Annotated in this window: 22 protein-coding genes; 14 read left to right on the forward strand and 8 right to left on the reverse strand. The window is 66.3% G+C overall.

Annotation, left to right across the window (positions count from 1 at the left end):
• Positions 1-8: 8 nt before the first annotated feature.
• From nuoL to RCP37_RS15035, 4 genes are read left to right on the forward strand one after another with little or no spacing between them, the layout of a single operon-like run.
• Positions 9-1943: an NADH-quinone oxidoreductase subunit L gene (nuoL, locus tag RCP37_RS15020; protein WP_308483849.1), complete on the forward strand. Its 1935-nt coding sequence runs from the start codon at positions 9-11 to the stop codon at positions 1941-1943.
• Complete coding sequence (locus RCP37_RS15025; RefSeq protein WP_308483850.1) at positions 1940-3517, forward strand: NADH-quinone oxidoreductase subunit M; 1578 nt, start codon at positions 1940-1942, stop codon at positions 3515-3517. Before nuoL ends, RCP37_RS15025 begins: the two co-directional genes overlap by 4 nt.
• A gap of 2 nt (positions 3518-3519) precedes the next feature.
• Entirely contained in the window at positions 3520-5112 is a 1593-nt protein-coding gene (nuoN, locus tag RCP37_RS15030; RefSeq protein WP_308483851.1) for an NADH-quinone oxidoreductase subunit NuoN, read from the forward strand.
• A gap of 39 nt (positions 5113-5151) precedes the next feature.
• The gene (locus RCP37_RS15035; RefSeq protein ID WP_308483852.1) at positions 5152-5640 is read left to right on the forward strand and encodes a flavin reductase family protein; all 489 of its coding nucleotides are present in this window, start codon (positions 5152-5154) and stop codon (positions 5638-5640) included.
• 19 nt (positions 5641-5659) lie between these two features.
• On the opposite strand, the gene RCP37_RS15040 is transcribed toward RCP37_RS15035, so the two are convergent.
• The 3 genes from RCP37_RS15040 to RCP37_RS15050 are packed head-to-tail and all read right to left on the reverse strand — an operon-like array spanning position 5660 to position 7957.
• Positions 5660-6658, reverse strand: a complete 999-nt coding sequence (locus RCP37_RS15040; RefSeq protein WP_308483853.1) for a Gfo/Idh/MocA family protein — start codon at positions 6656-6658, stop codon at positions 5660-5662.
• Positions 6655-7350: a PIG-L deacetylase family protein gene (locus tag RCP37_RS15045; RefSeq protein ID WP_308483854.1), complete on the reverse strand. Its 696-nt coding sequence runs from the start codon at positions 7348-7350 to the stop codon at positions 6655-6657. The genes RCP37_RS15040 and RCP37_RS15045 overlap by 4 nt, the downstream gene beginning before the upstream one ends.
• A gap of 4 nt (positions 7351-7354) precedes the next feature.
• The gene (locus RCP37_RS15050) at positions 7355-7957 is read right to left on the reverse strand and encodes a TetR/AcrR family transcriptional regulator C-terminal ligand-binding domain-containing protein (RefSeq protein WP_308483855.1); all 603 of its coding nucleotides are present in this window, start codon (positions 7955-7957) and stop codon (positions 7355-7357) included.
• 45 nt (positions 7958-8002) lie between these two features.
• Between RCP37_RS15050 and RCP37_RS15055 the strand changes: the two genes are divergently transcribed.
• Positions 8003-9142: a phosphotransferase family protein gene (locus RCP37_RS15055; RefSeq protein WP_308483856.1), complete on the forward strand. Its 1140-nt coding sequence runs from the start codon at positions 8003-8005 to the stop codon at positions 9140-9142.
• Complete coding sequence (locus RCP37_RS15060) at positions 9142-10257, forward strand: Rv3169 family protein (protein WP_308483857.1); 1116 nt, start codon at positions 9142-9144, stop codon at positions 10255-10257. The genes RCP37_RS15055 and RCP37_RS15060 overlap by 1 nt, the downstream gene beginning before the upstream one ends.
• A gap of 2 nt (positions 10258-10259) precedes the next feature.
• On the opposite strand, the gene RCP37_RS15065 is transcribed toward RCP37_RS15060, so the two are convergent.
• Positions 10260-11258, reverse strand: a complete 999-nt coding sequence (locus RCP37_RS15065) for a TIGR03617 family F420-dependent LLM class oxidoreductase (RefSeq protein ID WP_308483858.1) — start codon at positions 11256-11258, stop codon at positions 10260-10262.
• A gap of 13 nt (positions 11259-11271) precedes the next feature.
• Positions 11272-12258, reverse strand: coding sequence for an alpha/beta fold hydrolase (locus RCP37_RS15070; RefSeq protein ID WP_308483859.1), 987 nt, complete (start codon positions 12256-12258; stop codon positions 11272-11274).
• 99 nt (positions 12259-12357) lie between these two features.
• On the opposite strand from RCP37_RS15070, the gene RCP37_RS15075 reads away from it, so the two are divergent.
• Together RCP37_RS15075 and RCP37_RS15080 are read left to right on the forward strand one after the other, a co-directional pair.
• On the forward strand, positions 12358-13332 hold the full coding sequence (locus RCP37_RS15075; protein ID WP_308483860.1) for an NADPH:quinone oxidoreductase family protein: 975 nt from the start codon (positions 12358-12360) through the stop codon (positions 13330-13332).
• Between the two features lie 34 nt (positions 13333-13366).
• Positions 13367-14188, forward strand: coding sequence for a nuclear transport factor 2 family protein (locus RCP37_RS15080; protein WP_308483861.1), 822 nt, complete (start codon positions 13367-13369; stop codon positions 14186-14188).
• 9 nt (positions 14189-14197) lie between these two features.
• On the opposite strand, the gene RCP37_RS15085 is transcribed toward RCP37_RS15080, so the two are convergent.
• The 3 genes from RCP37_RS15085 to RCP37_RS15095 all read right to left on the reverse strand — a co-directional run bounded on the left by RCP37_RS15085 (position 14198) and on the right by RCP37_RS15095 (position 15981).
• On the reverse strand, positions 14198-14953 hold the full coding sequence (locus tag RCP37_RS15085) for a DUF1295 domain-containing protein (RefSeq protein ID WP_308483862.1): 756 nt from the start codon (positions 14951-14953) through the stop codon (positions 14198-14200).
• 76 nt (positions 14954-15029) lie between these two features.
• Complete coding sequence (locus RCP37_RS15090) at positions 15030-15533, reverse strand: STM3941 family protein (protein ID WP_308483863.1); 504 nt, start codon at positions 15531-15533, stop codon at positions 15030-15032.
• Between the two features lie 70 nt (positions 15534-15603).
• Positions 15604-15981: a MerR family transcriptional regulator gene (locus RCP37_RS15095; protein WP_308483864.1), complete on the reverse strand. Its 378-nt coding sequence runs from the start codon at positions 15979-15981 to the stop codon at positions 15604-15606.
• A 79-nt stretch (positions 15982-16060) separates the two neighbouring features.
• On the opposite strand from RCP37_RS15095, the gene RCP37_RS15100 reads away from it, so the two are divergent.
• The 6 genes from RCP37_RS15100 to RCP37_RS15125 all read left to right on the forward strand — a co-directional run bounded on the left by RCP37_RS15100 (position 16061) and on the right by RCP37_RS15125 (position 22634).
• Positions 16061-16984 carry a LipP1 family hormone-sensitive lipase gene (locus RCP37_RS15100; RefSeq protein WP_308483865.1) on the forward strand — a complete coding sequence of 308 codons (924 nt, stop codon included), beginning with the start codon at positions 16061-16063 and terminating at the stop codon, positions 16982-16984.
• A gap of 112 nt (positions 16985-17096) precedes the next feature.
• Entirely contained in the window at positions 17097-18923 is a 1827-nt protein-coding gene (locus tag RCP37_RS15105; protein WP_308483866.1) for a flavin-containing monooxygenase, read from the forward strand.
• Positions 18920-19507 (forward strand): TetR/AcrR family transcriptional regulator, encoded by a 588-nt coding sequence (locus tag RCP37_RS15110; RefSeq protein WP_308483867.1) that lies wholly within the window; start codon positions 18920-18922, stop codon positions 19505-19507. Before RCP37_RS15105 ends, RCP37_RS15110 begins: the two co-directional genes overlap by 4 nt.
• 89 nt (positions 19508-19596) lie before the next feature.
• Positions 19597-21018, forward strand: coding sequence for a TIGR00366 family protein (locus RCP37_RS15115; protein WP_373693028.1), 1422 nt, complete (start codon positions 19597-19599; stop codon positions 21016-21018).
• A gap of 93 nt (positions 21019-21111) precedes the next feature.
• Positions 21112-21912, forward strand: a complete 801-nt coding sequence (locus RCP37_RS15120; protein WP_308483868.1) for a maleylpyruvate isomerase family mycothiol-dependent enzyme — start codon at positions 21112-21114, stop codon at positions 21910-21912.
• Entirely contained in the window at positions 21909-22634 is a 726-nt protein-coding gene (locus RCP37_RS15125) for a mycothiol-dependent nitroreductase Rv2466c family protein (RefSeq protein ID WP_308483870.1), read from the forward strand. The genes RCP37_RS15120 and RCP37_RS15125 overlap by 4 nt, the downstream gene beginning before the upstream one ends.
• Positions 22635-22670: the final 36 nt, after the last annotated feature.

Genomic DNA, 22670 nt, shown 5'->3' on the forward strand with positions numbered 1-22670 from the left:
GGAGCTCTATGACGAATCTGAGCCAGCTGAGCTGGCTGCTGGTGGCCCTGCCGACGGCCGGTGCACTGATCCTGTTGCTCGGCGGGCGCCGAACCGACCGGTGGGGACACCTGCTGGCTTGCGCCACCGTGCTCGGCTCGTTCGGGATCGGGCTGGTACTGCTGGCCGACATGCTCGGCCGTGACGGCGAAGACCGGGCGATTCACACGCACCTGTTCAGCTGGGTTCCGGTCGGCGCCCTGCACGTCGACTTCGGGGTGCTGATCGATCAGCTGTCGATCTGCTTCGTGTTGCTGATCAGCGGCGTCGGCGCGTTGATCCACATCTATTCGACCGGCTACATGAAGCACGACCCCGACCGCCGGCGCTTTTTCGCCTACCTGAACCTGTTCGTCGCGGCGATGCTGCTGCTGGTGGTCGCCGACAACTACCTGGGCCTCTACGTGGGCTGGGAAGGTGTCGGTCTGGCGTCCTACCTGCTGATCGGCTTCTGGTACGCCAAGCCGGTGGCGGCAGCCGCCGGCAAGAAGGCGTTCGTGTCCAATCGAGTCGGCGACATCGGGCTGTCGCTGGCCATGTTCGTGATGTTCGCCGGATTCGGAACGCTGTCCTACGACGGCCTGTTCGGCGCGGTCGGCGACGCCGGCCCCAGCGGGCTGACCACCGCGATCGGTCTGCTGCTGCTGGTGGGTGCCTGCGCCAAATCCGCGCAGGTTCCGTTGCAGGCCTGGTTGTTCGACGCCATGGAAGGCCCCACCCCCGTGTCGGCACTGATCCACGCCGCCACCATGGTGACCGCCGGCGTCTATCTGATCGTGCGTTCCGGCCCGGTGTTCGATCTGTCCCCCGACGCCCGGTTGGCGGTGGTCGTAGTCGGTGCCGTCACGCTGTTGTTCGGCGCGGTCATCGGCTGCGCCAACGACGACATCAAGCGGGCACTGGCCGCCTCCACGGTCAGCCAGATCGGCTACATGGTGCTGGCCGCGGGCCTGGGCCCGGCCGGCTACGCGGTGGCGATCATGCACCTGCTCACCCACGGCTTCTTCAAGGCCGGGCTGTTCCTGGGCTCCGGGTCGGTGATGCACGGGATGAACGACGAACAGGACATGCGCCGCTACGGCGCCCTGCGCAGCTTCATGCCGGTGACGTTCGCGACGTTCGGGTTGTGTTACCTGGCGATCATCGGGGTGCCGCCCTTCGCCGGCTACTGGTCCAAGGACGCCATCATCGAGGCCGCGCTGGCCTCCGGCGGCACTCGCGGCTGGGTGCTGGGGGCCGTCACCATCCTGGGCGCCGGCATCACCGCCTTCTACATGACCCGCGTGATGCTGATGACATTCGGCGGTGAACGCCGCTGGGCCGCCGACGAGAGCGAAGTGAGTGCGGATCTGGCATTGCAGCATCCGCATGAGTCCCCGCGGGTGATGACGTGGCCGATGATCGTGCTGGCTCTGGGCGCCGTGTTCGCCGGCGGCGTGCTGGCCATCGGCGGGCGCCTGGAGCACTGGCTGGAGCCGGTGGTCACTCGGGTAGCGCCGGTTGCCGAACACGCGCACGCCATCCCGGCCTGGCTCACCGGCGCGATCACCCTGGGAGTTGTTCTGTTCGGTGTTGCGGTGGCCTACAACATGTACGGCCGCAAGCCGATACCGATCACCGCGCCCACCGACGTTTCGGCGCTGACGGTGGCGGCCCGCAAGTATCTCTACGGCGATGCCTTCAACGAGGAGGTGCTCATGCGTCCCGGTAACCGACTGGCACAAGGCCTGGTCGCCGTCGACGACCGGGTGGTGGACGGCTCGGTCAACATGACGGCCGGCCTGGTAGCGATCGCGTCATACCTGGTGCGGCGCCTGCAGACCGGGTTCGTGCGCTCCTACGCGCTGACGATGCTGGCCGGTACGGTCCTGGTTGTCGCACTCGTGCTGGCGGTGCAGCTATGAACAACAATGTGCCCTGGCTGAGCCTGCTGTGGCTGGTACCGCTGGTCGGTGCCGGATTGGTCATCGTGTTGCCCGCCCGCGCGGCAGCGCTGGCGAAGTGGACCGGTCTACTGGTGAGTCTTGCGACGCTGGCGGTGGCGATCGTGGTCACCGTCGGGTTCGACACCACCCCGGTGGCCGCGCCCTATCAGTTCGTCGAATCCCATACCTGGATACCGGCATTCGGCGCGAGCTACACGCTCGGGGTGGACGGCATCGCGGTGATCCTGGCGTTGTTGACCGCCGGGCTGGTGCCGCTGCTGATGCTGGCCGGCTGGAATGACGGAGAGGGCGTGCGCAGTGTGTTGCGCAGCCGAGGCCCGCACGCATTCGCGGCGTTGACGCTGACCGTCGAGGCGATGGTGCTGATCTCGCTGGTCTCGCTGGACGTGCTGCTGTTCTACGTGTTCTTCGAGGCGATGCTGATCCCGATGTACTTCATGATCGGCGGTTTCGGGAACGGCGCCAAGCGTTCCCAAGCGGCCCTGAAGTTCCTGCTGTACAACCTGTTCGGCGGTCTGATCATGCTGGCCGCGGTGATCGGGGTGTACGTGGTGAGCTCCGGCGAAGGCGCCTCCGGTGGCACATTCGACTTCCGCGAATTGGTATCGATCTTCTCCCCGGCGACCACCACGGTGGATCCGGGCGTACTCAAGCTGCTGTTCGCCGGCTTCATGTTCGCGTTCGCGGTCAAGGCACCGCTATGGCCGCTGCACCGCTGGCTGCCCGACGCGGCGGTGGAGTCCACCCCGGCGACCGCGGTGTTGATGATGGCGGTGATGGACAAGGTAGGGACGTTCGGGATGCTGCGGTACTGCCTGCAGCTATTCCCCGACGCCTCAACGTATTTCCGTCCGACCATCATCGTGCTGGCAGTCATCGGCGTGGTCTACGGCGCCATGGTGGCCATCGGCCAGCGCGACATGATGCGGTTGATCGCCTACACCTCGATCTCGCACTTCGGGTTCATCATTCTGGGCATCTTCGTGATGACCACCCAGGGGCAGAGCGGTTCAACGCTGTACATGCTCAACCACGGGTTGTCCACGGCGGCACTGTTCCTGATCGCCGGGTTCCTGGTGGCCCGGCGCGACGGTGCCCGGGCGATTTCGGACTACGGCGGCGTGCAGAAGGTGGCGCCGGTGATGGCCGGCACGTTCATGGTCGCCGCCATGGCCACCCTGTCGCTGCCCGGTCTGGCCCCGTTCATCAGTGAGTTCCTGGTCTTGATCGGCACGTTCAACCGGTATTGGGTGGCGGCGGCGGTCGGCTCCACGGCGCTGGTGTTGTCGTCGATCTACATGCTGTGGCTGTATCAGCGGGTGATGACCGGCCCGGTCACGGCGGGCAATGAGCGCATCCGCGATCTGGTGCCACGGGAGTTGCTGGTCGTCACACCGTTGATCGCGCTGCTGCTGTTCCTCGGCTTCTACCCCAAACCCGCGCTGGACATCATCAATCCGGGCGTCGAGCACACCCTGACCACGATCGGTCAGACCGATCCGGCACCGCTGACCGCTGAGGGGGCGCACTGACCATGGCGGGCATGCCAGTTCCATCCGTCGAATACAGCCTCCTGCTGCCGCTGCTGATCGTCTTCGGCACCGCGGTGACCGGCGTGCTCTTCGAGGCGTTCATCGGGCGCCGGGCGCGTTACGTGATGCAGGTCCTGCTCGCTGTCGGCGGTCTGGCCGCCGCGTTCGCCGCCATCATCGAGGTGGGCCGCGACCTGCCGACCGGCGGGCGCATCGCGGTGCTGGGCGCGATGGCCGTCGACGGGCCGGCACTGGTGCTGCAGGGCACCATCGTGCTGGTCGGGATCATGGCCGTGCTGTTCATCTCCGAGCGCAACATCGGTGCCGGCGTTCCCGAAGGTCCGGGCGCGGCGACAGCAACCGCGCATGCGGGCCTGGACGCGTTCACTCCGCAGGCGTCGGCGGTGCCGGACAGTGTCGCCGAACTCGACGCGGCGCGCGCCGGGGTGACCCAGACCGAGGTGTTCCCGCTGACCGTACTGGCGGTCGGCGGCATGATGGTGTTCCCCGCCGCCAACGACCTGGTCACCATGTTCGTGGCGCTAGAAGTGCTCTCACTGCCCCTGTATCTGCTGTGCGGGCTGGCCCGCTACCGCCGTCTGCTCTCGCAGGAGGCGGCGCTGAAGTACTTTCTGCTAGGCGCCTTCTCCTCGGCGCTGTTCCTGTTCGGCGCCGCTTTGCTCTACGGCGCCACCGGCACACTGACGCTGCCGGACATCGGTGAGCAGTTGTTCTCCCACCGCAGCGACCCGCTGGCGCTGATCGGCGCCGGGCTACTGCTGGTGGGCTTGTTCTTCAAAGTCGGCGCGGTGCCGTTCCATTCGTGGGTCCCCGACGTCTACGTCGGGGCGCCAACACCGATCACCGGTTTCATGGCGGCAGCCACCAAGGTCGCCGCGTTCGGGGCGATGCTGCGGATCCTCTACGTCGCACTACCCGCGCTGCATGACCACTGGCGCCCACTGCTGTGGCTCATCGCGGTACTGACCATGGTGGTCGCCACCATCGCGGCGGTCACCCAAACCGAGGTCAAGCGAATGCTGGCCTACTCCTCGATCGCCCATGCGGGCTTTGTACTGACCGGTGTGCTGTCGGCGATCCCGGCCGGTATCTCCGCGACGCTGTTCTATCTGGTCGCCTACAGCTTCTCCACGGTCGGCGCCTTCGCGGTGGTGAACCTGGTCCGCAGCGCCAGCGGCGAAGAGGAACTCGACATGTCCCGGTGGGCCGGGTTGGGCCGGCGTTACCCCGTTGTGGGCCTGCTGTTTTCGATGTTCCTGCTGGCGTTCGCCGGTATCCCGCTGACCAGTGGTTTCATCAGCAAGTTCGCGGTGTTCAAGGCCGCTGCCGAGGGTGGCGCGGCACCACTGGTGGTGGTCGGCGTGATCGCCAGCGGTGTCGCCGCCTACTTCTACGTCCGTGTGATCGTGTTGATGTTCTTCACCGACTCCCCCGCAGACCCGCCGCACCTGGTGCTGCCCAGCGTGTGGAGCAAGGCGGCCATCGCACTGTGCGCCGCGATCACCGTGCTGTTGGGGGTGCTGCCGCAGCCGCTGCTCGATCTGGTGGACGCCGCAACCCAATTCGCGCAGTAATCGCAGCGTGCCCGTCGCGCGGCGGGTACACATGGAGAGATGCACGACGAGTCATTTCAGCAATTGGTCACCATGCTGGACTACACCATGTTCGTGGTGACCACGGCTACCGATGAGCGTGCCTCGGGGTGTCTGGTCGGGTTCGCCACCCAGACCAGCATCGAGCCGCCGAGGTTTCTGGTGGGAATGTCCAAGCGCAACCACACCTTCGAGGTGGCTGCCGAATCCGAACACTTGGCCGTTCACGTCCTGGCGCGCCGCGATATCGAGCTGGCCCGGCTCTTCGGCGGTCAGACCGGCGACGACATCGACAAATTCGAACGCTGCTCCTGGCACAGCGGTCCCGCGGGAATGCCGATCCTCGACGATGCGCCGGCCTGGTTCGTCGGCAAGACGCTGCGTCGGATGGACCTCGGCGACCACATGGGCTATCTGTTGGAACCCGTGGCCGGATATGCCGCCCGGGGCGACGACGACCTGCTGTCGCTTTCCGACGTCGACGATCTCGAACCAGGCCACAAAGCCTGATGAGACAACTGGGCAGCGCTCAGCCCGGTTCGCGCAGCGGAAGACCGGCCGCGGTGTAGATCGCGTCGATGACGGTCATGTTCTCGATCGCGTCCTGCGGGGTGGTGCGCACCGGCACGCCGCGCAGCACGGCATCGGCGAACGCGTCGAGCTGGTAGGCGTAGGAGGCCCGGTGGGTGAAACGCTCGACGCGTTTGCCCTTCGGCGAGCTGACCCGCAAACGGTGGAAGTACTGCGGCATCAGCGGGTTGAGCGCCCGCAGTTCGCCGCGCTCGCCGATCACCCGCGCGCTGATCTGCAGCAGGTTCGATGACCACAGCGAGCAGCGGATAGTCCCGGCGTGCCCGGCGGGAAACCGCAGCTGTGCCGTCATGGCCCGGTCGACGAGCGGATCGCGCAATTTCGCCTGCGCGGAAACCACTTCCGGGGTAGCTCCCCCGAAGGTGCGGGCCATGTGGACCGCATAACATCCGGCGTCCATCAACGCCCCGCCGGCCAACGCATAGTGATAGCGGATGTCGGAGAAGCGCGGCAGCGGGAAGCTCAGCGCGGTGTCCACCTGCCGCAACTCCCCCAGTTCCCCCGAGGCGATGATCTCTTCGATGCGTGCCGTCATCGGGTGATAGCGGTAGTGGAACGCCTCCATCACCACCCGATCGGAGGCTGCGGCCGCCGTCGCCATCTCGCGGGCTTCCTCGGCGTTGGCGGTGAAGGGCTTCTCGCACAGCACGTGCTTGCCGGCGTCCAGTGCGGCGCGCGTCCATCTGCCGTGCAGGTGATTCGGGAGCGGGTTGTAGATGGCGTCGACCTCCGGGTCGGCGATCAGCTCGTTGTAGCTGTCATGCACCCGGGCGATGCCGTGTTTGGTGGCGAACGCCCGAGCCCGGCCGATGTCGCGCGCGGCCACTGCGCTCACCACGACCTCTGGGTTGGCGGCGGCCGGTTTGAGCAGTGCCTCCGGGGTGATCCGCGCCGCACCGAGCACGCCGATCCGGAGCGCCGCCGTGGTGCCGGTCACGCGTCGGTGCTCCGCTGCAGCCGGAACCCGGCCACCCGGCGGCCGGCGTGGGCCGGGTTGGTCATGTCAAGCACCCGGCGTGCCTGCTCGTGCACCGGCGTGGCGGGGTCGAGCACCGACAGGTAGACCTCGTGGGCGGCTAGGGATTCCACCGCGACGTCGAGGTAGCCGTCCACGTCCTCGACGTGGGTGGGCTCCGGGCCGCCTTGGAACAGCCAGCGCGGCGGGTCCGCCATGGTGTCCCAGGCGTCGGTGACCGCAGCGGCGAATTCCATGTGGTCGCGCTGGTTGGGCCTTCCCGGTGCGAACTCGGGACCGCCGTATATCGCGATCACCACATCGGGGCGCACCTCGCCGATCACCGAGGCGATCTTGGCGCGCAACTCCGGCGTGTTGCGGATGTCGCTGTCCGGGAAGCCCCAGAAGTCGACGTCAGGAACCCCCACGATGGCCGCCGCCCGGCGTTGCTCCTCCTCGCGCAACGGCCCGGCCTGCGCCGGCTCCATGCCGGCGATGCCCGCTTCCCCGCTGCTGGCCAGCGCGTAGCGGACGGTCTTGCCGGCGGCAGTCCATTTGGCCACCGCGGCGGCGGTGCCGTACTCGGGATCGTCGGGATGCGGGACCAACACCAGCAGCGACGCCCAATCCTGAGGGAAAGGCTGCGGCCCGGTGGGCCCGAACGGCTGAGCCATGGCTCTATGCCATCACACCGTGGGCGATGATGTCAGCGATCCGTTGCACCCAGTCGTCGCCGAGGTCTTCGTCGGGGCGCAGCATCATGGCCAGCAACGTTGCACCGCCGATAATTTCGACGAGCCGGTCGGGGTCCACGTCGGTTCGTGCATCGCCACGGCTCACCGAATCGGCCACCCAGTGGCGCATCACCTCGAACAGGCCCTGGAAGCGTTCCAGGATGCGCTCGGTCAACTCGGCGTTGCGGGCCATATCGGCGATCAGGCCAGGCAGAGCGGCCCGCACCACAGGGCTGGTGAAGGCGTCACGCGCGCCGGCCATCATCGCCGTGAGGTCGCCGGAAACATCGCCTGGCGGTGCCGTCACGGCACTCGGTGGCACCGAGAACGCGGCCTCGTGCACCAGTTCGGCCTTACTGGGCCACCGGCGGTACAACGCGGTCTTGGTCGTCCCGGCACGCTCGGCGACGGCCGCCAGGCTCAGATTCGAATATCCGACTTCGACAACCAGTTCCGCGGCGGCCCGCAATATGGCACCGTCGATGCGGGTATCACGCGGGCGTCCGGCGCCGGACCCCTTGTCAACGGCTGAAGGTTCTGCTTTCATAACGCTACCTGTCGTATCGTAATTACCTTAACGGAGGATACAACCGTGGTCGACCAACCGACTGTGGAAAAGGACGTCGGCCGGATCCAACGTTCTAGCCGCGATGTCACCACACTGCCCACGGTAATGTCTCGCTGGCTTGCCACGCAGTTGCCCGGCGCGGCCACGCCGGAGATCACCGTGGAAAGCGGCGTGGACACCAACGGCATGTCGTCGGAGACGATCATGCTAACCGGCCGCTGGACGGCCGACGGTGCCCCGATTGAGCAGCGTTGGGTGATGCGGGTGGGACCCGCAGCCGAAGACGTCCCGGTGTTTCAAAGCTACCGACTGGATCACCAGTTCGAGGTGATGCGCCTGGTGGGCGAGCTCACCGATGTCCCGGTGCCGAAGGTCCGCTGGCTCGAACCGACCGGAGACGTGCTGGAACGGCCGTTCTTCCTGATGGACCGCATCGACGGCGAGGTGCCGCCCGACGTCATGCCCTACACCTTCGGCGACAACTGGTTCGCCGACGCGACAGCCGAGCAGCAGCGGACCCTGCAGGACTCCACCGTCGAAGTACTCGCCAAGCTGCACGCAATCCCGAACGCCGAGCAGACCTTCGCCTTCCTCGACGAGGGGAAGCACGGGGCCACCGCGCTGCGCCGACACTTCGAGGGAGTGCGGCAGTGGTACGAGTTCGCGGTGCCCGACATGGGGCGCTCGCAGTTGTTGGACCGCGCGTTGGCCTGGCTGGAGGAGAACTGGCCGGACGACGTGGCCGCCGGCGAGACGGTGTTGTGCTGGGGCGATTCCCGGGTCGGCAACGTGCTCTACCGCGACTTCCAGCCGGTCGCCGTGCTGGACTGGGAGATGGTGGCGCTGGGGCCACGCGAGCTCGACGTGTCGTGGGTTATCTTCGCGCACTTGGTGTTCGAGGAACTCTCCGGACTGGCCGGGTTCCCTGGGCTCCCGCAGGTGTTGCGCGAGGACGATGTCCGCGCCACCTACCAGAAGCTCACCGGCGTCGAACTCGGTGACCTGCACTGGTTCTACGTCTACGCCGGCGTGATGTGGGCAATCGTGTTCATGCGCACCGGGGCCCGTCGGGTGCATTTCGGGGAGATGGAGAAGCCCGAAAACCCCGAATCGTTGTTCTATCACGCCGGATTGCTCAAGAAGTTGATCGGAGAACAGAGCTGATGCTGGGGCCACTCGACGAATTCCCGGTCCACCAACTGCCGCAGCCGATCGCCTGGCCGGGCTCCTCGGATCGCAACTTCTACGACCGCTGCTATCTGAACGCCCACGACCGCACCGGGGACATCTTCTTGATCACCGGGTGCGGCTACTACCCCAACCTCGGTGTCAAAGACGCCTACGTGCTCCTGCGCCGCGGCGACACCCAGACCGCGGTGCACCTGTCCGACGCCATCGACCAGGACCGGCTCAACCAGCGCATCGGCGCCTACCGCATCGAGGTCACCGATCCACTGCGCTCCCTGCGGGTGGTCATGGATGAGACCGAGGGCATCGCACTGGATCTGCGCTGGGAGGGCCTGTTCGACCCGGTGCAGGAGCAGCGGCACATCCTGCGGACCGGCAACCGGGTGACCCTGGACGCGCAGCGCTTCGCTCAACTGGGCTCCTGGAGTGGTCAGATAGTGGTCGACGGTGAGGAGATCGCCGTCGATCCCGCGGTCTGGATCGGGTCACGCGACCGCTCCTGGGGCATCCGCCCGGTCGGTGAACGCGAACCGGCGGGCCGGCCCGCCGACCCGCCGTTCGATGGCATGTGGTGGCTGTATCTGCCGATGGCGTTCGAGGACTTCGCGGTGGTGATGATCATCCAGGAGGAGCCCAACGGTTTCCGTTCGCTCAACGACTGCAGCCGAATCTGGCGAGACGGCCGTGTCGAACAGCTGGGCTGGCCACGGATCTCCACTCGCTACCGCTCTGGCACCCGTATCGCCACCGGAGCCACCATCGAGGCCGCCCGCCCGGACGGCACCCCGGTGGTGTTCGAGGTGGAATCCAAACTGCCGGTGCCTATTCACGTCGGCGGCGGCTACGGCGGCGACATCGACTGGCTGCACGGCGAGTGGAAGGGCGAGAAGTTCACCGAGCGCCTGACCTATGACATGACCGATCCGGGCATCCTCGGGCGCACCAGCTTCGGCATGATCGACCACGTGGGGCGCGCGGTGTGCCGCGAGGGCGACGCCGCCCCGGTCGAGGGTTGGGGACTCTACGAGCACGGTGTGCTGGGCCGGCATGACCCGACGGGATTCCCCGACTGGGTCACCATGGCTCCCTAGCTCTAAGCCAATTCGCTGACGATCGCCCCGACAACCGCCGGGGCGATCGGCGCCGCCTGGTAAACGCAGACGGTGTCGGCGATTCCGTCCACCCGGTCGCGGATGTGCGCGGCCACCTGCGCCGGCGTACCGCATGCGGCGATGGTGTGCAGGATCTCGTCGGTGATCCGTGCACCCATCTGCGCCCACTGCCCCTGCTTGGACAGCGCGTTGAGTTCGGGCTGCAAATCCTGCCAGCCGTGTGCAGCCAGCACCGGGGCGTACGCCGGAGTCGACGCGTAGAAGCCGAGCAACATCCGGGTGGCGGCTTCGGCGGCCTCCCGCTCGGCATCGGTGGCGCCGGTGGCCACGATGACTTCGGGCACCACCGCGAAATCCTCGGCACGCCGCCCCGCTTGGGAAAGGCCCGCACGTACCGCGGACATGGTGCTCTCATGCAGGAATCGCTTGGTGGAGAACGGCATCACCAGCAGGCCGTCGGCATGCGCGGCGGCAGCACGGGTCAGCCGCGGCCCCAGCGCGCCGACATAGATCGGCGGTGGGCCGTACGGGTTCGGCCCGGGACTGAACGTCGGCGTCATCAGCGTGTGCCGGTAGTAGTCGCCGCGAAAATCCAAGCGGGCGCCGGTGTTCCAGGATTCGAAGATCGCCCGCAGCGCCGCGACGAGTTCGACCATGCGGTCCACCGGGCGATCGAAGTCGGCGCCGAATCGCTTCTCGATCTGGGCACGCACCTGCGTGCCCAGCCCCAGAGCGAAACGGCCGCCACTGAGCAACTGGTGATCGTTGGCCTGGTGTGCCAAATGGATCGGGTTGCGGGGGAACGCGATCGCGACGTTGGTCATCAGGTCCAGGCCACCCACACCGGCGGCCAGCGCCAACGGTGCGAACACATCGTGCGGGCCTTCGAAGGTGAAGACCCCACTGACCCCGGCGTCGCGCAGCTCGCGCGCCTGATCGACGACACCGGTCAACCCGCTGAGGGCTGTGAGAACTTTCAACCCGACCGCAGCCTTACGAACTGATCTCGGAACCGACAGCCAAGCCGCCCGCGGATCCAGTGGCCAGATCCACCAGGTCGCGAAGCTCCCGGTTCACCACCACAGGGTGTTCGAGGATCGAACAGTGTCCCCCGCTGACCTCGACGAACCGTGCGAGATTGGGTGCGGTGTCGGCGATCCGCTGTGATGCCCGCAGTGGCAACAACCGGTCCCGGGTGCTGCCGATGACCAGGGTGGGCACGGTCAGCCCATCAAGGTTGATGAAGGACGCCGGACCGAGCGCGTCGATGAGCGCCCGCACCCAGTGGCCACGACTGGCGGCCGGCGTCTTGGCAAACAAGTCGCAGATCAACGAGGTAACCCACGGATCGGCCTCACCGCCGACGGCAAGCATGTGCACGAACCGCCGCACCGCCAGGTTCGCCGGGCCGACGATCGGCACGTTGCCAAAGGCCAGCAACCCGCGACGCGCCGCCTGCACCCGGGCCGCCTGTAGGGGCGGTGGCACCTGGAACAGTTCGACCTCGGCCAGCAGGTTGCCAACGGTGGTGTTGATCAGCGCTACCGCATCGGCACGTTCGTGCACTCGGTGCCGGTAGCGGTCCGACCAGGCACTGATCGCCATGCCGCCCATCGAATGTCCGGCGATGACCGCACGCTCCCCCGGCGCCAGGGTGGCCTCCAGGACCGAGTCCAGGTCGGATGCCAGGTGCGTCAGGCTGTATCCGCCGCGCTTGGGCACTCCACTGCGGCCGTGGCCGCGGTGGTCGTAGGCGATCACCCGGTGATCGACGCTCAGGTCGGCAATCTGCTGTCCCCACACGCCGATAGCGCAGGTGATGCCGTGCGCCAGCACGATCGGGTAGCCGTCCGCCGGCCCGAAGACCTGGGTGTGCAGCTTTGTTCCGTCGGCCGCCCGGACCGCTATGGTGCGGGCCGGCGGCAGCTCCGCCGGGAATTTGCCGACACTTCGCCGCCGAGCGGACCGTTGAGCACTCATCGCCACCTCATCGGAAATGCGGCAACGCTGCCGCATCGCGAGCATACGCCTGCGTGGACTAGGTTTTCACCGAAAGGACTACTGACGAAGGGTTCGCCCATGCGCGCGGTACAGATTTCCCAACTCGACGGACCGGCAGCTGCCCAGGTGGTCGATCTCGACGAGCCGGCCGGTGCGGGACTGGTGGTCATCGACGTCCATGCCGCCGGGGTGGCGTTTCCCGATGTGTTGCAGTCCCGCGGGCTCTATCAGCACAAGCCGGAGCTGCCGTTCGTGCCGGGCGGCGAGGCAGCCGGCGTGGTGCGCAGTGCCCCGGACGGCGCGCATGTGCGCCCAGGTGACCGCGTGGCGGTCTTGACCATGCTCAACGGCGGGATGGCGCAGGTGATCGCGGTGCCCGCCGCCCAGGTGTTCAAGCTGCCGGACACGGTGTCCTTCGAGGCCGGCGCCGGGCTGCTGTTCAACGACCTGACGGTGTTGTTCGCGCTGACCACGCGCGGCCAGCTGGCCGAAGGCGCCACGGTGCTGGTGCACGGCGCCGCCGGCGGGATCGGTACCTCGACGCTGCGGCTGGCCGGACCGCTGGGGGCCTCGCGGGTAATCGCGGTGGTCTCCACCGAAGCCAAAGCCGAGGTGGCCCGGGCTGCCGGTGCCACCGACACGGTGCTCGCCGATGGGTTCCGCGAGGCGGTGGCCGAGTTGACCGGCGGGCGCGGCGTGGACCTGGTGCTCGACCCGGTGGGCGGTGACCGTGTCACTGACTCGCTGCGCTCGCTGGCCCCCGGCGGAAAGCTGTTGGTGGTGGGCTTCACCGGTGGTGACATCCCGACGGTGAAGGTGAACCGGCTGCTGCTCAACAACGTCGACGTGGTCGGCGTCGGCTGGGGTGCGTGGGTGATGTCGCACCCGGGCGAGCTGGAGCGCCAGTGGGAAGCGTTGGAGCCGCTACTGGCCTCCGGGAAGGTGGCCGCGCCGCAGCCGGATGTGTTCGGCCTCGATCGGGCCGCTGATGCGTTGGCCGCGTTGGAGAATCGCACCGCGGCCGGCAAGGTCGTACTGCGGATGCGCGACTAACGGCCCTCCAAGTCATCGAAACGAGAGGAATCCGATGCCCGACCAGCGTTCTCCGCACAGTGCCAGTGCCCTGCTCGAGGCCGTCGAGCAATCACCGAAAGCTGTGGCGGTGCACGATAAGTCGGCGTGGGTCGGAATCTTCGCCGCCGACGGACAGGTCAACGATCCGGTCGGGTCGACTCCCCACGTCGGCACGGCTGCCATCGGGCGGTTCTTCGATACCTTCATCGCACCGAACACGATCGCTTTTGACGTGCAGAACGACGTGGTCGCGGGGATGTCGGTGCTACGAGACCTCACGGTGCACACCACCATGTCAACGGGTGTCACCATGCATATCCCGATGCACCTGCGCTACGACCTGGCCTCGCAGGGGCCAGATGGCTCGCTGAAGATCCAGAGGTTGTTCGCGCACTGGGAGCTACAGAAGATGGTCGGACAATTGCTGACCTCCGGTGGCCGCGGCCTGCTGGCCTCGGTGATCCTGGGCCCCCAGCTGCTTCGCCACCAAGGGCTTTCGGGCTGCGCTGGCTTCCTGCGCGGCCTATCCGGGGTGCGCAAGCGTGGGAAGCGTCGGGTCGAGAACCTTGTCGCGGCGCTGGCGCAGGGTGATGCGGCCGCGGTTTCGGCGATGCTGACTCCGAATGCCACGTTGAGCCTGGACGGTGTTTCAGAAGCCTCGGTTGCCGAGTTCGTCTCAACGGCACAGCATCTGGCGGCCGAAAAACTCTTGGCCGCAGGGCATACCGTCACTGCGACTGTTCACCTGGACGGCAGGCGCGGGGTGGGATTGTTCGAGTTCTCCAAAAAGGGCGCGGACCGGTGCGCGATTTCCGCTGTCCGCCTCTATATCTGAGGCGCACAGTTACAGCACGCCGGGAATGATCGCCTTGCGGTTCGGCGGGTAGTCGGGGAACTTCTGCTGGTACCACTTGTGGGTGGCCATTGCCCGAGGACCCAGATTGGCGATGGAGAAAAACACGAAGATCAGGCCCGGAAGAGTCCAGGCCATAATTGCCCAGCCGGTCCATAGGACGAGTTCACCGAAGTAGTTGCCCGACGACACCCAGCGATACACCCCGCCGTAGGGGATGCTGTACCCGCTGCTGCCATCGGCGCGCAGGCCGATAAGGATGCGATCGGCCTGAAAGTTGATCCCCCAGCCGACCACTGCCACGGCGAGGCCCAGGATGAAGCGTGGGTCGACAAACCAATGATCCTGCTGCAAGTGCGGGGCCAACGCCACGGCGTAGCCGTTGGCGAACCCATTGACCGCGTTGAAGATGAAGCCGAAGGCGATACCGGAGATGGGGAAGCGCTTGTCGTCGCCCTTGCGACTCAACGGATAGATCAGCCCCCGGTAGAGGTAATGGCACTGCCATAGCGCGTACAACACGATCGCCGGCGCCCCATGCTCATGTGCCACGAGCCAGAACGTCACGGTGAAAGCCCACCACTGGGGGCATTCGAACGTCAGCCAGCTGATCTTTCCCGGCAGCGTGAAGCGGTCGTCTGGACTGGCGAAGCGGCCATAAGGGTTGGTGAACCAAAAGCTGCTGGCGAAGGTGACGATCGTCAGGACGATCAGGAAGACGATCGCGGCGTGGTACAGACCGGCCATGGTGAGAACCCTTTCATCCAGGATGCTGGGAAGTAGTAGCACACGGGGCCGCTGCGATCGCGCTGCGGATGGACGACTAGCCCGCGGAATCGTCCCGTTTTCCCGGCGCGAAGTAGTCGAACGCGGCACGCATGTCGCCGAGGTTGCCGTCGGTGCCCTGTAGCGAGAGCGTCACGTGGCCAAAGGATTTGGCGCCTAGCCGCTTAGGGCTCGGGAACGCTGATGCGTCGTCGAGGAATAAGTGCGCCAACTGCACCCGGCCGGCATCCGCGGTCGTGATGCGCTCGATGGCGCTCCACGGGATCACCCGATTGCCGCTGCGCCGCCCGTAGACCCCTTCGGCGTCGATGCGGACCTCGGCGCCGGAGGAGAACAACCGCGATACCAGCACCGCCACACCAAAACCGAAGAAGACGATCGCGATCCACCCGAACACGTGCAGGGCCTGCGGCGACCAGCCACGGATCGGCCCGACCGGCCCGAACCCTCCGGCCAACCACACCCCGATCAGGACGAACGCGACTGCGATGGCGAGCAGCGAGGCAATTTTGCGCCGGTCTGGATGCGCTTCAAACGGCATGTGACCTCCCCTGTCGACGGGGATGACTCTAGTGTGCGACGGCGGAGGCACCCCTACAACTGACGAGCTGCTAGGTCTCGCTGATGCGCGCCTTGAACTCCGGGCACTCGACCAGTGGCGTATGGGTGCAGGTCACGGCGTGCGTGAGGCTGTCCCGCATCCGGGTGAGGCGGGAGATCTCCTCATCGACTTGGCGAGCCTTCTCAGCCATTCGCGCACGTAACTCGGTGTCACTGGGGGTGGCCCGCAGAAAGCGCTCGATCTGAGCAAGGGTGAATCCGGCCGCTTTGGCACAACTGATCAAGGCGAGCCGGTCAAGCACCGCCGGTTCGTAGGTGCGACGCAGGCCGTTGCGTTCACCGGAGCTGATCAGCCCGCGCCGCTCGTAGAACCGCAGCGCCGATGACGCCAGACCGGATCGACTCGCCACCTCAGCAATGTCCAGCATCACTCTCCCCTTGACTTGAAGCGTGGTTCAAGTCAGAGACTAGCGACGAAGCGCCGCCAAGGAAAGGACACCGAGCGCCATGCCACTACATCCGCAGGTCCAAGCCCATTTAGAACGACTGGCCGGCAGTAACTTTGCCGACCTGCACACGTTCGCCCCGGAGCAGGTTCGCCACGCCATGCGGCTGATGACCCAAGCCGCCGGCACCGGCGAAGCCGTCGCGAGCGTTTGCGACCGCATCATCTCCACGCGAGCCGGCGAACTGCCGGTTCGGATCTACCACCCACAGCCAGACGAACGGCGTCCGGTGATCGTCTTCTTCCACGGCGGCGGTTTCGTGCTCGGCGACCTCGACACCCACGACGGGCTGGCCCGGGCGCTGGCGAACCGCACCGGCCGCGTCGTCGTCTCGGTCGACTATCCCCTGGCCCCCGAGCACAAGTACCCGGCAGCGATCAACGCCGGCTTCGCGGCCACGCAGTGGGTGGGCCTGCACGGCGGCGAAATCGGCGCCGACGGCACAAACATCGCTGTCGCCGGTGACAGTGCCGGCGGAAATCTCGCTGCTGTGGTCGCGATGATGGCTCGCGACGCCGGCGCCCCGGCCATCACGCACCAGGTATTGATCTACCCGGACTTGGATTTTCGGCGATCGAATGTTTCCATCCAAGAATTCGCGGGACAGTACGGGAACATCAGTCGAGCGACCCAGCAGTGGTTCATGAACCACTACCTCAACGGCGATCACGAGAAGCTCGATGCTCACGTCTCGCCGCTGCTGGCACCGCGCCTCGAGCAGCTTCCTCCGGCGTTCATCGTCACCGCGGAATTCGACGCCCTGCGCGACGAGGGCGAACAGTACGGCGCCCGACTCCAGCAAGCGGGTGTCCCCACCACCATCAATCGCTACGACGGGATGATCCACGAGTTCATGCGCTGGCCGTTCGACGACGCGGCCCGGGCGCTCGAGGACATCGCCGCCGCTCTCCCGGTTCGGCACTGACGGCCGTCGAAGTGAGCCGAGGAATATACGTTGCGTCTGGCTAGCTATCGCCTAGTCTATTCACTGGACACTATGTCCAGTGAAATCTCGATGACGCAAGGAGCACGAGACGATGCCACCCACGGCCAGCTCCCTGGGACCGCAGCCGGCAAAGTACGACGCCGAGTGGGTGCGGGCGAAGTACGCGCTCGAACGCGACAAACGGATGCGCCCCGACGCTGTGGGCCAGTTCATCGAGGTCACCGCCGATTTCTCGCACTACGCCGATGACCCGTGGACCGAGCGCGTCGAGCGCGACCCGGTGCACGACCACGTCCAGGTGGCGATCATCGGCGCCGGCCTGGGCAGCCTGATCGCCGCCGCGCGGCTTCAGGAATCCGGGATCGACGACATCAGGATGATCGACACCGCCGGCGACTTCGGCGGGACCTGGTACTGGAACCGCTACCCTGGCGTGCAGTGCGATGTCGAGTCCTACATCTATCTGCCACTGCTCGAAGAGCTGAACTACGTGCCCACCGAGCGCTACGCGCACGGCCCGGAGATCCGCGATCACCTGCAGAACATCGCCAAGCACTACCGCCTGTACGACAACGCCTTGCTGAGCACCACGGTCACCGGCTTGCACTGGGACGCCGCCGCCAATCGCTGGCAGATCACCACCGATCGCGGCGACGCGTTCACCGCCACGCTGGTCGCGGTCTCGCCCGGTTCGCTCACCCGGCCGAAACTGCCGGGTATTGCGGGTATCAACGAGTTCCGCGGACACACCTTCCACACCAGCCGCTGGGACTTCGGCTACACCGGCGGCGACGAATCCGGTGGGCTGACCAAACTGGTCGACAAGCGCGTCGGCGTTATCGGCACCGGTTCCACTGGGCTGCAGTGCATCCCGCACCTGGGTGAGTGGGCGCAGCAGCTCTACGTTTTCCAGCGGACGCCGAGCACCGTCTCGGTGCGGGGCAACCGGCCCACCGATCCGGCGTGGGCGGCGAGCCTACAGCCGGGCTGGCAACGCGAACGCATGGAGAACTTCACCCGGGTCACCTGCGGCGTGGAGATGGACCTCGACCTCACCAACGACGGCTGGACGCAAAAGGCCCTCGAACTCAGTGAGCCCGCGGTGCTTCGAGAGAATCAGCGCCTCGGTCGGCAGATGACGCCGCCGGAGATCGCCGACTTCCTGTTCCACGCCGACTATGTGGCGATGGAGCGGCTGCGCACCCGGATCGATGAAACCGTGCGCGACCGCAAGACCGCCGAATCGCTCAAGCCGTGGTACCGGTTGAACTGCAAACGCCCCGGCTACCACGACCAGTACCTCGATACGTTCAACCGAGACAACGTCGCGTTGGTCGACACCGATGGGCGCGGCGTGGAGCGGTTCACCGACAACGCCGTTGTGGTCGACGGGGTCGAATACGAACTCGACGCACTGGTCTTCGCGACCGGGTTCGAGGTCGGCACCGAATTCACCCGCCGGCTCGGCTTCGAGATCGTCGGCCGCGACGATGTGCGCCTCAGCGACAAGTGGGCCAAAGGTATGCGGACACTGCACGGCCTGCAGACCCACGGTTTTCCCAACTGCTTCTTCTTGGGCTACACCCAGTCCGGGGTCTCCCCCAACTACACCCATACCGCCGAGGAACGGGCCCGTCATTTCGCCTACCTGGTCAGCACGTTCGTCCAGCGGGGCGCGGGCACCATCGAGGCCACCAAAGCCGCCGAGGACCAGTGGCTGGTCGCGATGGACCAAGCGTCGGAGAAACCCAAGGCCTTCTATGCCGAGTGCACGCCGAGTTACCTGAGCTCCGAGGGCGACCGGGAGAATCCACACGGCATGCTGTCGACCAATTTCGGCGGCAAGCCCGTCGAGTTCTTCGAGATGCTCAGCGCGTGGCGCTCCACCGGTCAATTGGAGGGGGTGATCCTGACATGACTACCACCGCACCAAAACTCACCATGCGTGACCGGCATCGTGCCATGACCCGCGACCACATCATGGCCGCCGCATTGGAGGCGTTCGCCGAGCGTGGATACGTCGCGGTGACCATCGACGACATCGTGCGCCGGGCCGGGATCGGGCGGGCGACGTTCTATCTGCATTTCGACTCCAAAGCAGCAGTGCTGCGCGAACTGCGCAATACCCGCATGACCGTCTGGTCTCAGCAGGATGCCCCGCGCGGCGGCAGATCGGGACGGCCGTCGATCAAGGCCTTCTTCGAGAAGGTGGTCGATTTCTACACCTCCGCGCCGCAGCTCTACATGGCACTGCATCAGGCGCGGGCGGCTGATCCGGAGTTCGCCGCCGCGCACCGAGCGACCATGGAGGCCAACGTCACCGAGTGGATCGAGGCCGACGCCATGCCCGGCGCCACCGAAGCTCAGCTGCGACTGGCCATCGCGATGATGTACACCATGGTCGATTCCTTCATGCACCTGTGGCTGGTCGACGGCTGGCCGCTGGAGCGCGAGGCTGCCATTGAGGCGATGACCGACGCGCTGCACGCCACCATGCGCTGAAAAACGCCGGCGTAGGCGCCCGCGGCATTTATCGTGGCACACGCACGAGCGACCGCGGTGCGAGCGGTTTTCCGACGAGAGGCTGCGCAATGACCGAGCTACGGGCAGACGGCGCGATGACCGAGCAGCCGACGCAACGCCGAGGCGCCATGCAATCGCTCACCGGGCTCAGTGTCCGCTATGTCGAGCGCCTGATGCCCGACCCGTATCTGTTCGCGGTCATCCTCACCCTGATCGTCGCCGGGCTGGTCGCCGCGCTGGTGCGCGGAGCATCGGCCAGCGGCATGTTGGCGGCCTGGTACGCCGGGGTGTGGGGCCCGCAGAACATCTTCACGTTCGCCTTCCAGATGGTGCTGATCCTGGTGACCGGCTACACGCTGGCCGAAGCGCCCGTGCTGAAACGGGCCATCGTCCGCGTTGCGGCAGCGCCGCGCAGCCAGGTGCAGGGGGCGCTGCTCTGCTTCACCGTCAGTGCCGTTCTATCGCTGCTGAATTGGGGCCTGGGACTGGTGGCCGGCGCACTGGTCGCCCGGCAGGTGGCGCGACGCTTCCCCGACTCGCATTTCGGCTACCTGATCGCCGCGGCGTTCATGGGCTTCATCGTCTGGACGCAGGGGCTCTCGTCGTCGATCGCGCTGGCAAACACCGACGCCGACAGCCCCATCAACGTGATCCACAAGATCGCCGGGTTCACCGTGCCGTTGAGCCAGACCATCTTCCAGCCATACAGCTGGCTGGCGGCGATCATCGTGTTGGGGGTGCTCGCACTCGCAGTGTGGCGAATGGAGCCGGCTGATGCTCTTGTGCCGGATCCCGCTGTGTTCGAGGAAGAACCGGAGATTGCCGCCCAGCGCAGCGCAACGTTCGCCGAACGGCTGGAGAACCAGTGGATCCTCAACGTGCTGCTGTTCGCCGCGGGCATCACGTATTTCGTGGCCAGTGGTTTCGCGCTGAACATCTCCTCGATGATCATGCTGTTCACCATCACCGCCGCCCTGCTGCACCGCACACCGATTCGCTTCATCCGGGCGTTCACCGGTGCCGCGAAGGTCTCGGGCCCGCTGCTGCTGCAATATCCGCTCTACGGCGGCCTGGTCGGGCTGCTGGCGTATCAGGGCGCCGAAGGGTCCAAGCCACTGCAGACACTGCTGGCCCAGACGCTGGTCAACGGCGCCACGGAGTACACGTTGCCGTTCCTGACGTTCATCGGGTCGGTGATCATCAGCCTGTTCGTGCCGTCCGGCGGCGGGCACTGGGCGGTGCAGGGCCCGATCGCAGTCGACTCTGCGCTGGCGATCGGCCAGCAGTCGCCGGCCTATCTCGGGCTGGTGTCGATGGCCGTTGCCGTCGGCGAGGGTGTGGCGAACATGATTCAGCCATTCTGGCTGCTGCCACTGCTGGCGATCGCGAAGCTCAATGTCCGCCAGGTGATGGGGTTTACCATCGTGGCGTTCTTCATCGGGTTGGTGGGCCTGGGGGCGATGACGTTGATCGCACCGTGGGTGATCTGAGGGCACGCGGCGTCGCCATTCCTTGATATCTGCTCATGCTTGTCGGATGCTCGTGACGGACGCACAGCGCCCTGGTCGCGAAGGAGAACGGCGTTGAACACACCAGAAGCCGGCAGCGCGGGCAGAATCTCCGCCGCCCTGCGGGACTGCTACGGCGCGATAGAAGCCCTCTGCACCGATCTCAGCGACGCCGAGTGGGGCGCTCAGTCACTGTGCCCGGACTGGACAGTCCGCGACGTGATCAACCACGTCACCAGCATCGAGGCGGCAATGGCGGGGTGGCTGCCCGACGACGACCGCACCCCGCCGCCATTCGACAAGGCCGCGGACTTCCTGCGCGACGCCGACACCGACACCGCCGCGTACCGCGAACTGGTGCGCGCGATCTACGACCGTCGCCGACGCGACCTGGCCGCGTTGTCCGACGCGGATCTGATGCGACCGTCGTGGACTCCGGTCGGCCCGGCCACCTATGGCAGGTTCCTGGAGATCCGGGTCTTCGACTTCTGGGTGCACGAACGAGACATCACCACCCCGCTGGGCCGCACCACCGATGACGGCGGCCTCGGCGCCGAGATCGCGCTGGCGGAGGTAGCCGGTTCCTTGGGCTACATCGTCGGCAAGAAAGTGGGCCTACCCGACCGAAAGAGCATCACCTTCGATCTCACCGGACCCATCGCGCGCCAACTGCACGTCGCAGTGGATGGACGAGCCAAAACTGTTGACCACCTGAATAATCCGGATGTCACGGTGGTCACCGATTCCACGACCCTCATCCAACTGGCCTGCGGACGCATCGACCCGCAGGCCCAGATCGACTCCGGCGCCATCACCTGGAAGGGCGATGGCGACCTCGGCGACCGCGCCGCCCGTAACTTGAGGTTCACGATGTGACGGGTCGCCCGGATTTCATCGACTTCCACTTCGACGTCATGTGCCCGTATGCGTACCAGACGTCGCGGTGGATCCGGGAAGTCCGCGACCGCACCGGCCTCACCGTGAACTGGCGCTTCTTCAGCCTGGAGGAGATCAACCGCCAAGAAGGCAAGAAGCATCCCTGGGAACGCGAGTGGTCCTATGGCTGGTCCATGATGCGCATCGGAGCACTGCTGCGTCGCCGATCGATGACCGACGTTGACGCCTGGTATGAGCGCGCGGGCCGCGCGCTACACGTCGAGGGCAGCAAGCCGCACGAGAAGGCGGTCGCCCGCCGGTTGCTCGAAGAACTCGGATTCGATCCCGAACTCGCCGACCAGGCGATCGCTGACCCGACAACCAGCGACGAAGTACTGGCCGACCATCAACGGGTGGTCGCCGCCAGCGGCTACGGAGTACCCACGCTGTTCTTTCCCGACGGGCAATGCTTGTTCGGGCCGGTGCTCATCGATCCGCCCACCGGCGACGCTGCCCTGCGCCTATGGGACGCCGTAGTCGGCTGGACCGAGTTTCCGCAGTTATACGAGCTGCAGCGACCGAAGACGCCTGCCGACGAGCAGCGCATCGCCGAAACCTTCCGCCCCTATCTGCAGGCGCGCGACTGGGTGTCGATCAACCGCGGAGAGGTGGTCACCTTCGCCGGCCGAGAACACGGGCGGCCTGCGTCAGATGAACCCTAGGCCAATGATCGCCATTGCGCCGGAACAGGATCCACC

This window comes from Mycolicibacter sp. MU0102, assembly GCF_963378105.1.
In the GTDB taxonomy this organism is placed as follows: domain Bacteria; phylum Actinomycetota; class Actinomycetes; order Mycobacteriales; family Mycobacteriaceae; genus Mycobacterium; species Mycobacterium holstebronense.

Bases quoted from the DNA above. Each gene is read 5' to 3' on its own strand.
- nuoN (WP_308483851.1), top strand. From the start codon at position 3,520: ATGGCGGGCATGCCAGTTCCATCCGTCGAATACAGCCTCCTGCTGCCG.
- RCP37_RS15045 (WP_308483854.1), bottom strand. From the start codon at position 7,350: ATGGCTCAGCCGTTCGGGCCCACCGGGCCGCAGCCTTTCCCTCAGGAT.
- RCP37_RS15090 (WP_308483863.1), bottom strand. From the start codon at position 15,533: ATGCCGTTTGAAGCGCATCCAGACCGGCGCAAAATTGCCTCGCTGCTC.
- nuoL (WP_308483849.1), top strand. From the start codon at position 9: ATGACGAATCTGAGCCAGCTGAGCTGGCTGCTGGTGGCCCTGCCGACG.
- RCP37_RS15050 (WP_308483855.1), bottom strand. From the start codon at position 7,957: ATGAAAGCAGAACCTTCAGCCGTTGACAAGGGGTCCGGCGCCGGACGC.
- RCP37_RS15105 (WP_308483866.1), top strand. From the start codon at position 17,097: ATGCCACCCACGGCCAGCTCCCTGGGACCGCAGCCGGCAAAGTACGAC.
- RCP37_RS15110 (WP_308483867.1), top strand. From the start codon at position 18,920: ATGACTACCACCGCACCAAAACTCACCATGCGTGACCGGCATCGTGCC.
- RCP37_RS15095 (WP_308483864.1), bottom strand. From the start codon at position 15,981: ATGCTGGACATTGCTGAGGTGGCGAGTCGATCCGGTCTGGCGTCATCG.
- RCP37_RS15100 (WP_308483865.1), top strand. From the start codon at position 16,061: ATGCCACTACATCCGCAGGTCCAAGCCCATTTAGAACGACTGGCCGGC.
- RCP37_RS15075 (WP_308483860.1), top strand. From the start codon at position 12,358: ATGCGCGCGGTACAGATTTCCCAACTCGACGGACCGGCAGCTGCCCAG.
- RCP37_RS15060 (WP_308483857.1), top strand. From the start codon at position 9,142: ATGCTGGGGCCACTCGACGAATTCCCGGTCCACCAACTGCCGCAGCCG.
- RCP37_RS15070 (WP_308483859.1), bottom strand. From the start codon at position 12,258: ATGAGTGCTCAACGGTCCGCTCGGCGGCGAAGTGTCGGCAAATTCCCG.
- RCP37_RS15085 (WP_308483862.1), bottom strand. From the start codon at position 14,953: ATGGCCGGTCTGTACCACGCCGCGATCGTCTTCCTGATCGTCCTGACG.
- RCP37_RS15025 (WP_308483850.1), top strand. From the start codon at position 1,940: ATGAACAACAATGTGCCCTGGCTGAGCCTGCTGTGGCTGGTACCGCTG.
- RCP37_RS15115 (WP_373693028.1), top strand. From the start codon at position 19,597: ATGACCGAGCTACGGGCAGACGGCGCGATGACCGAGCAGCCGACGCAA.
- RCP37_RS15080 (WP_308483861.1), top strand. From the start codon at position 13,367: ATGCCCGACCAGCGTTCTCCGCACAGTGCCAGTGCCCTGCTCGAGGCC.
- RCP37_RS15035 (WP_308483852.1), top strand. From the start codon at position 5,152: ATGCACGACGAGTCATTTCAGCAATTGGTCACCATGCTGGACTACACC.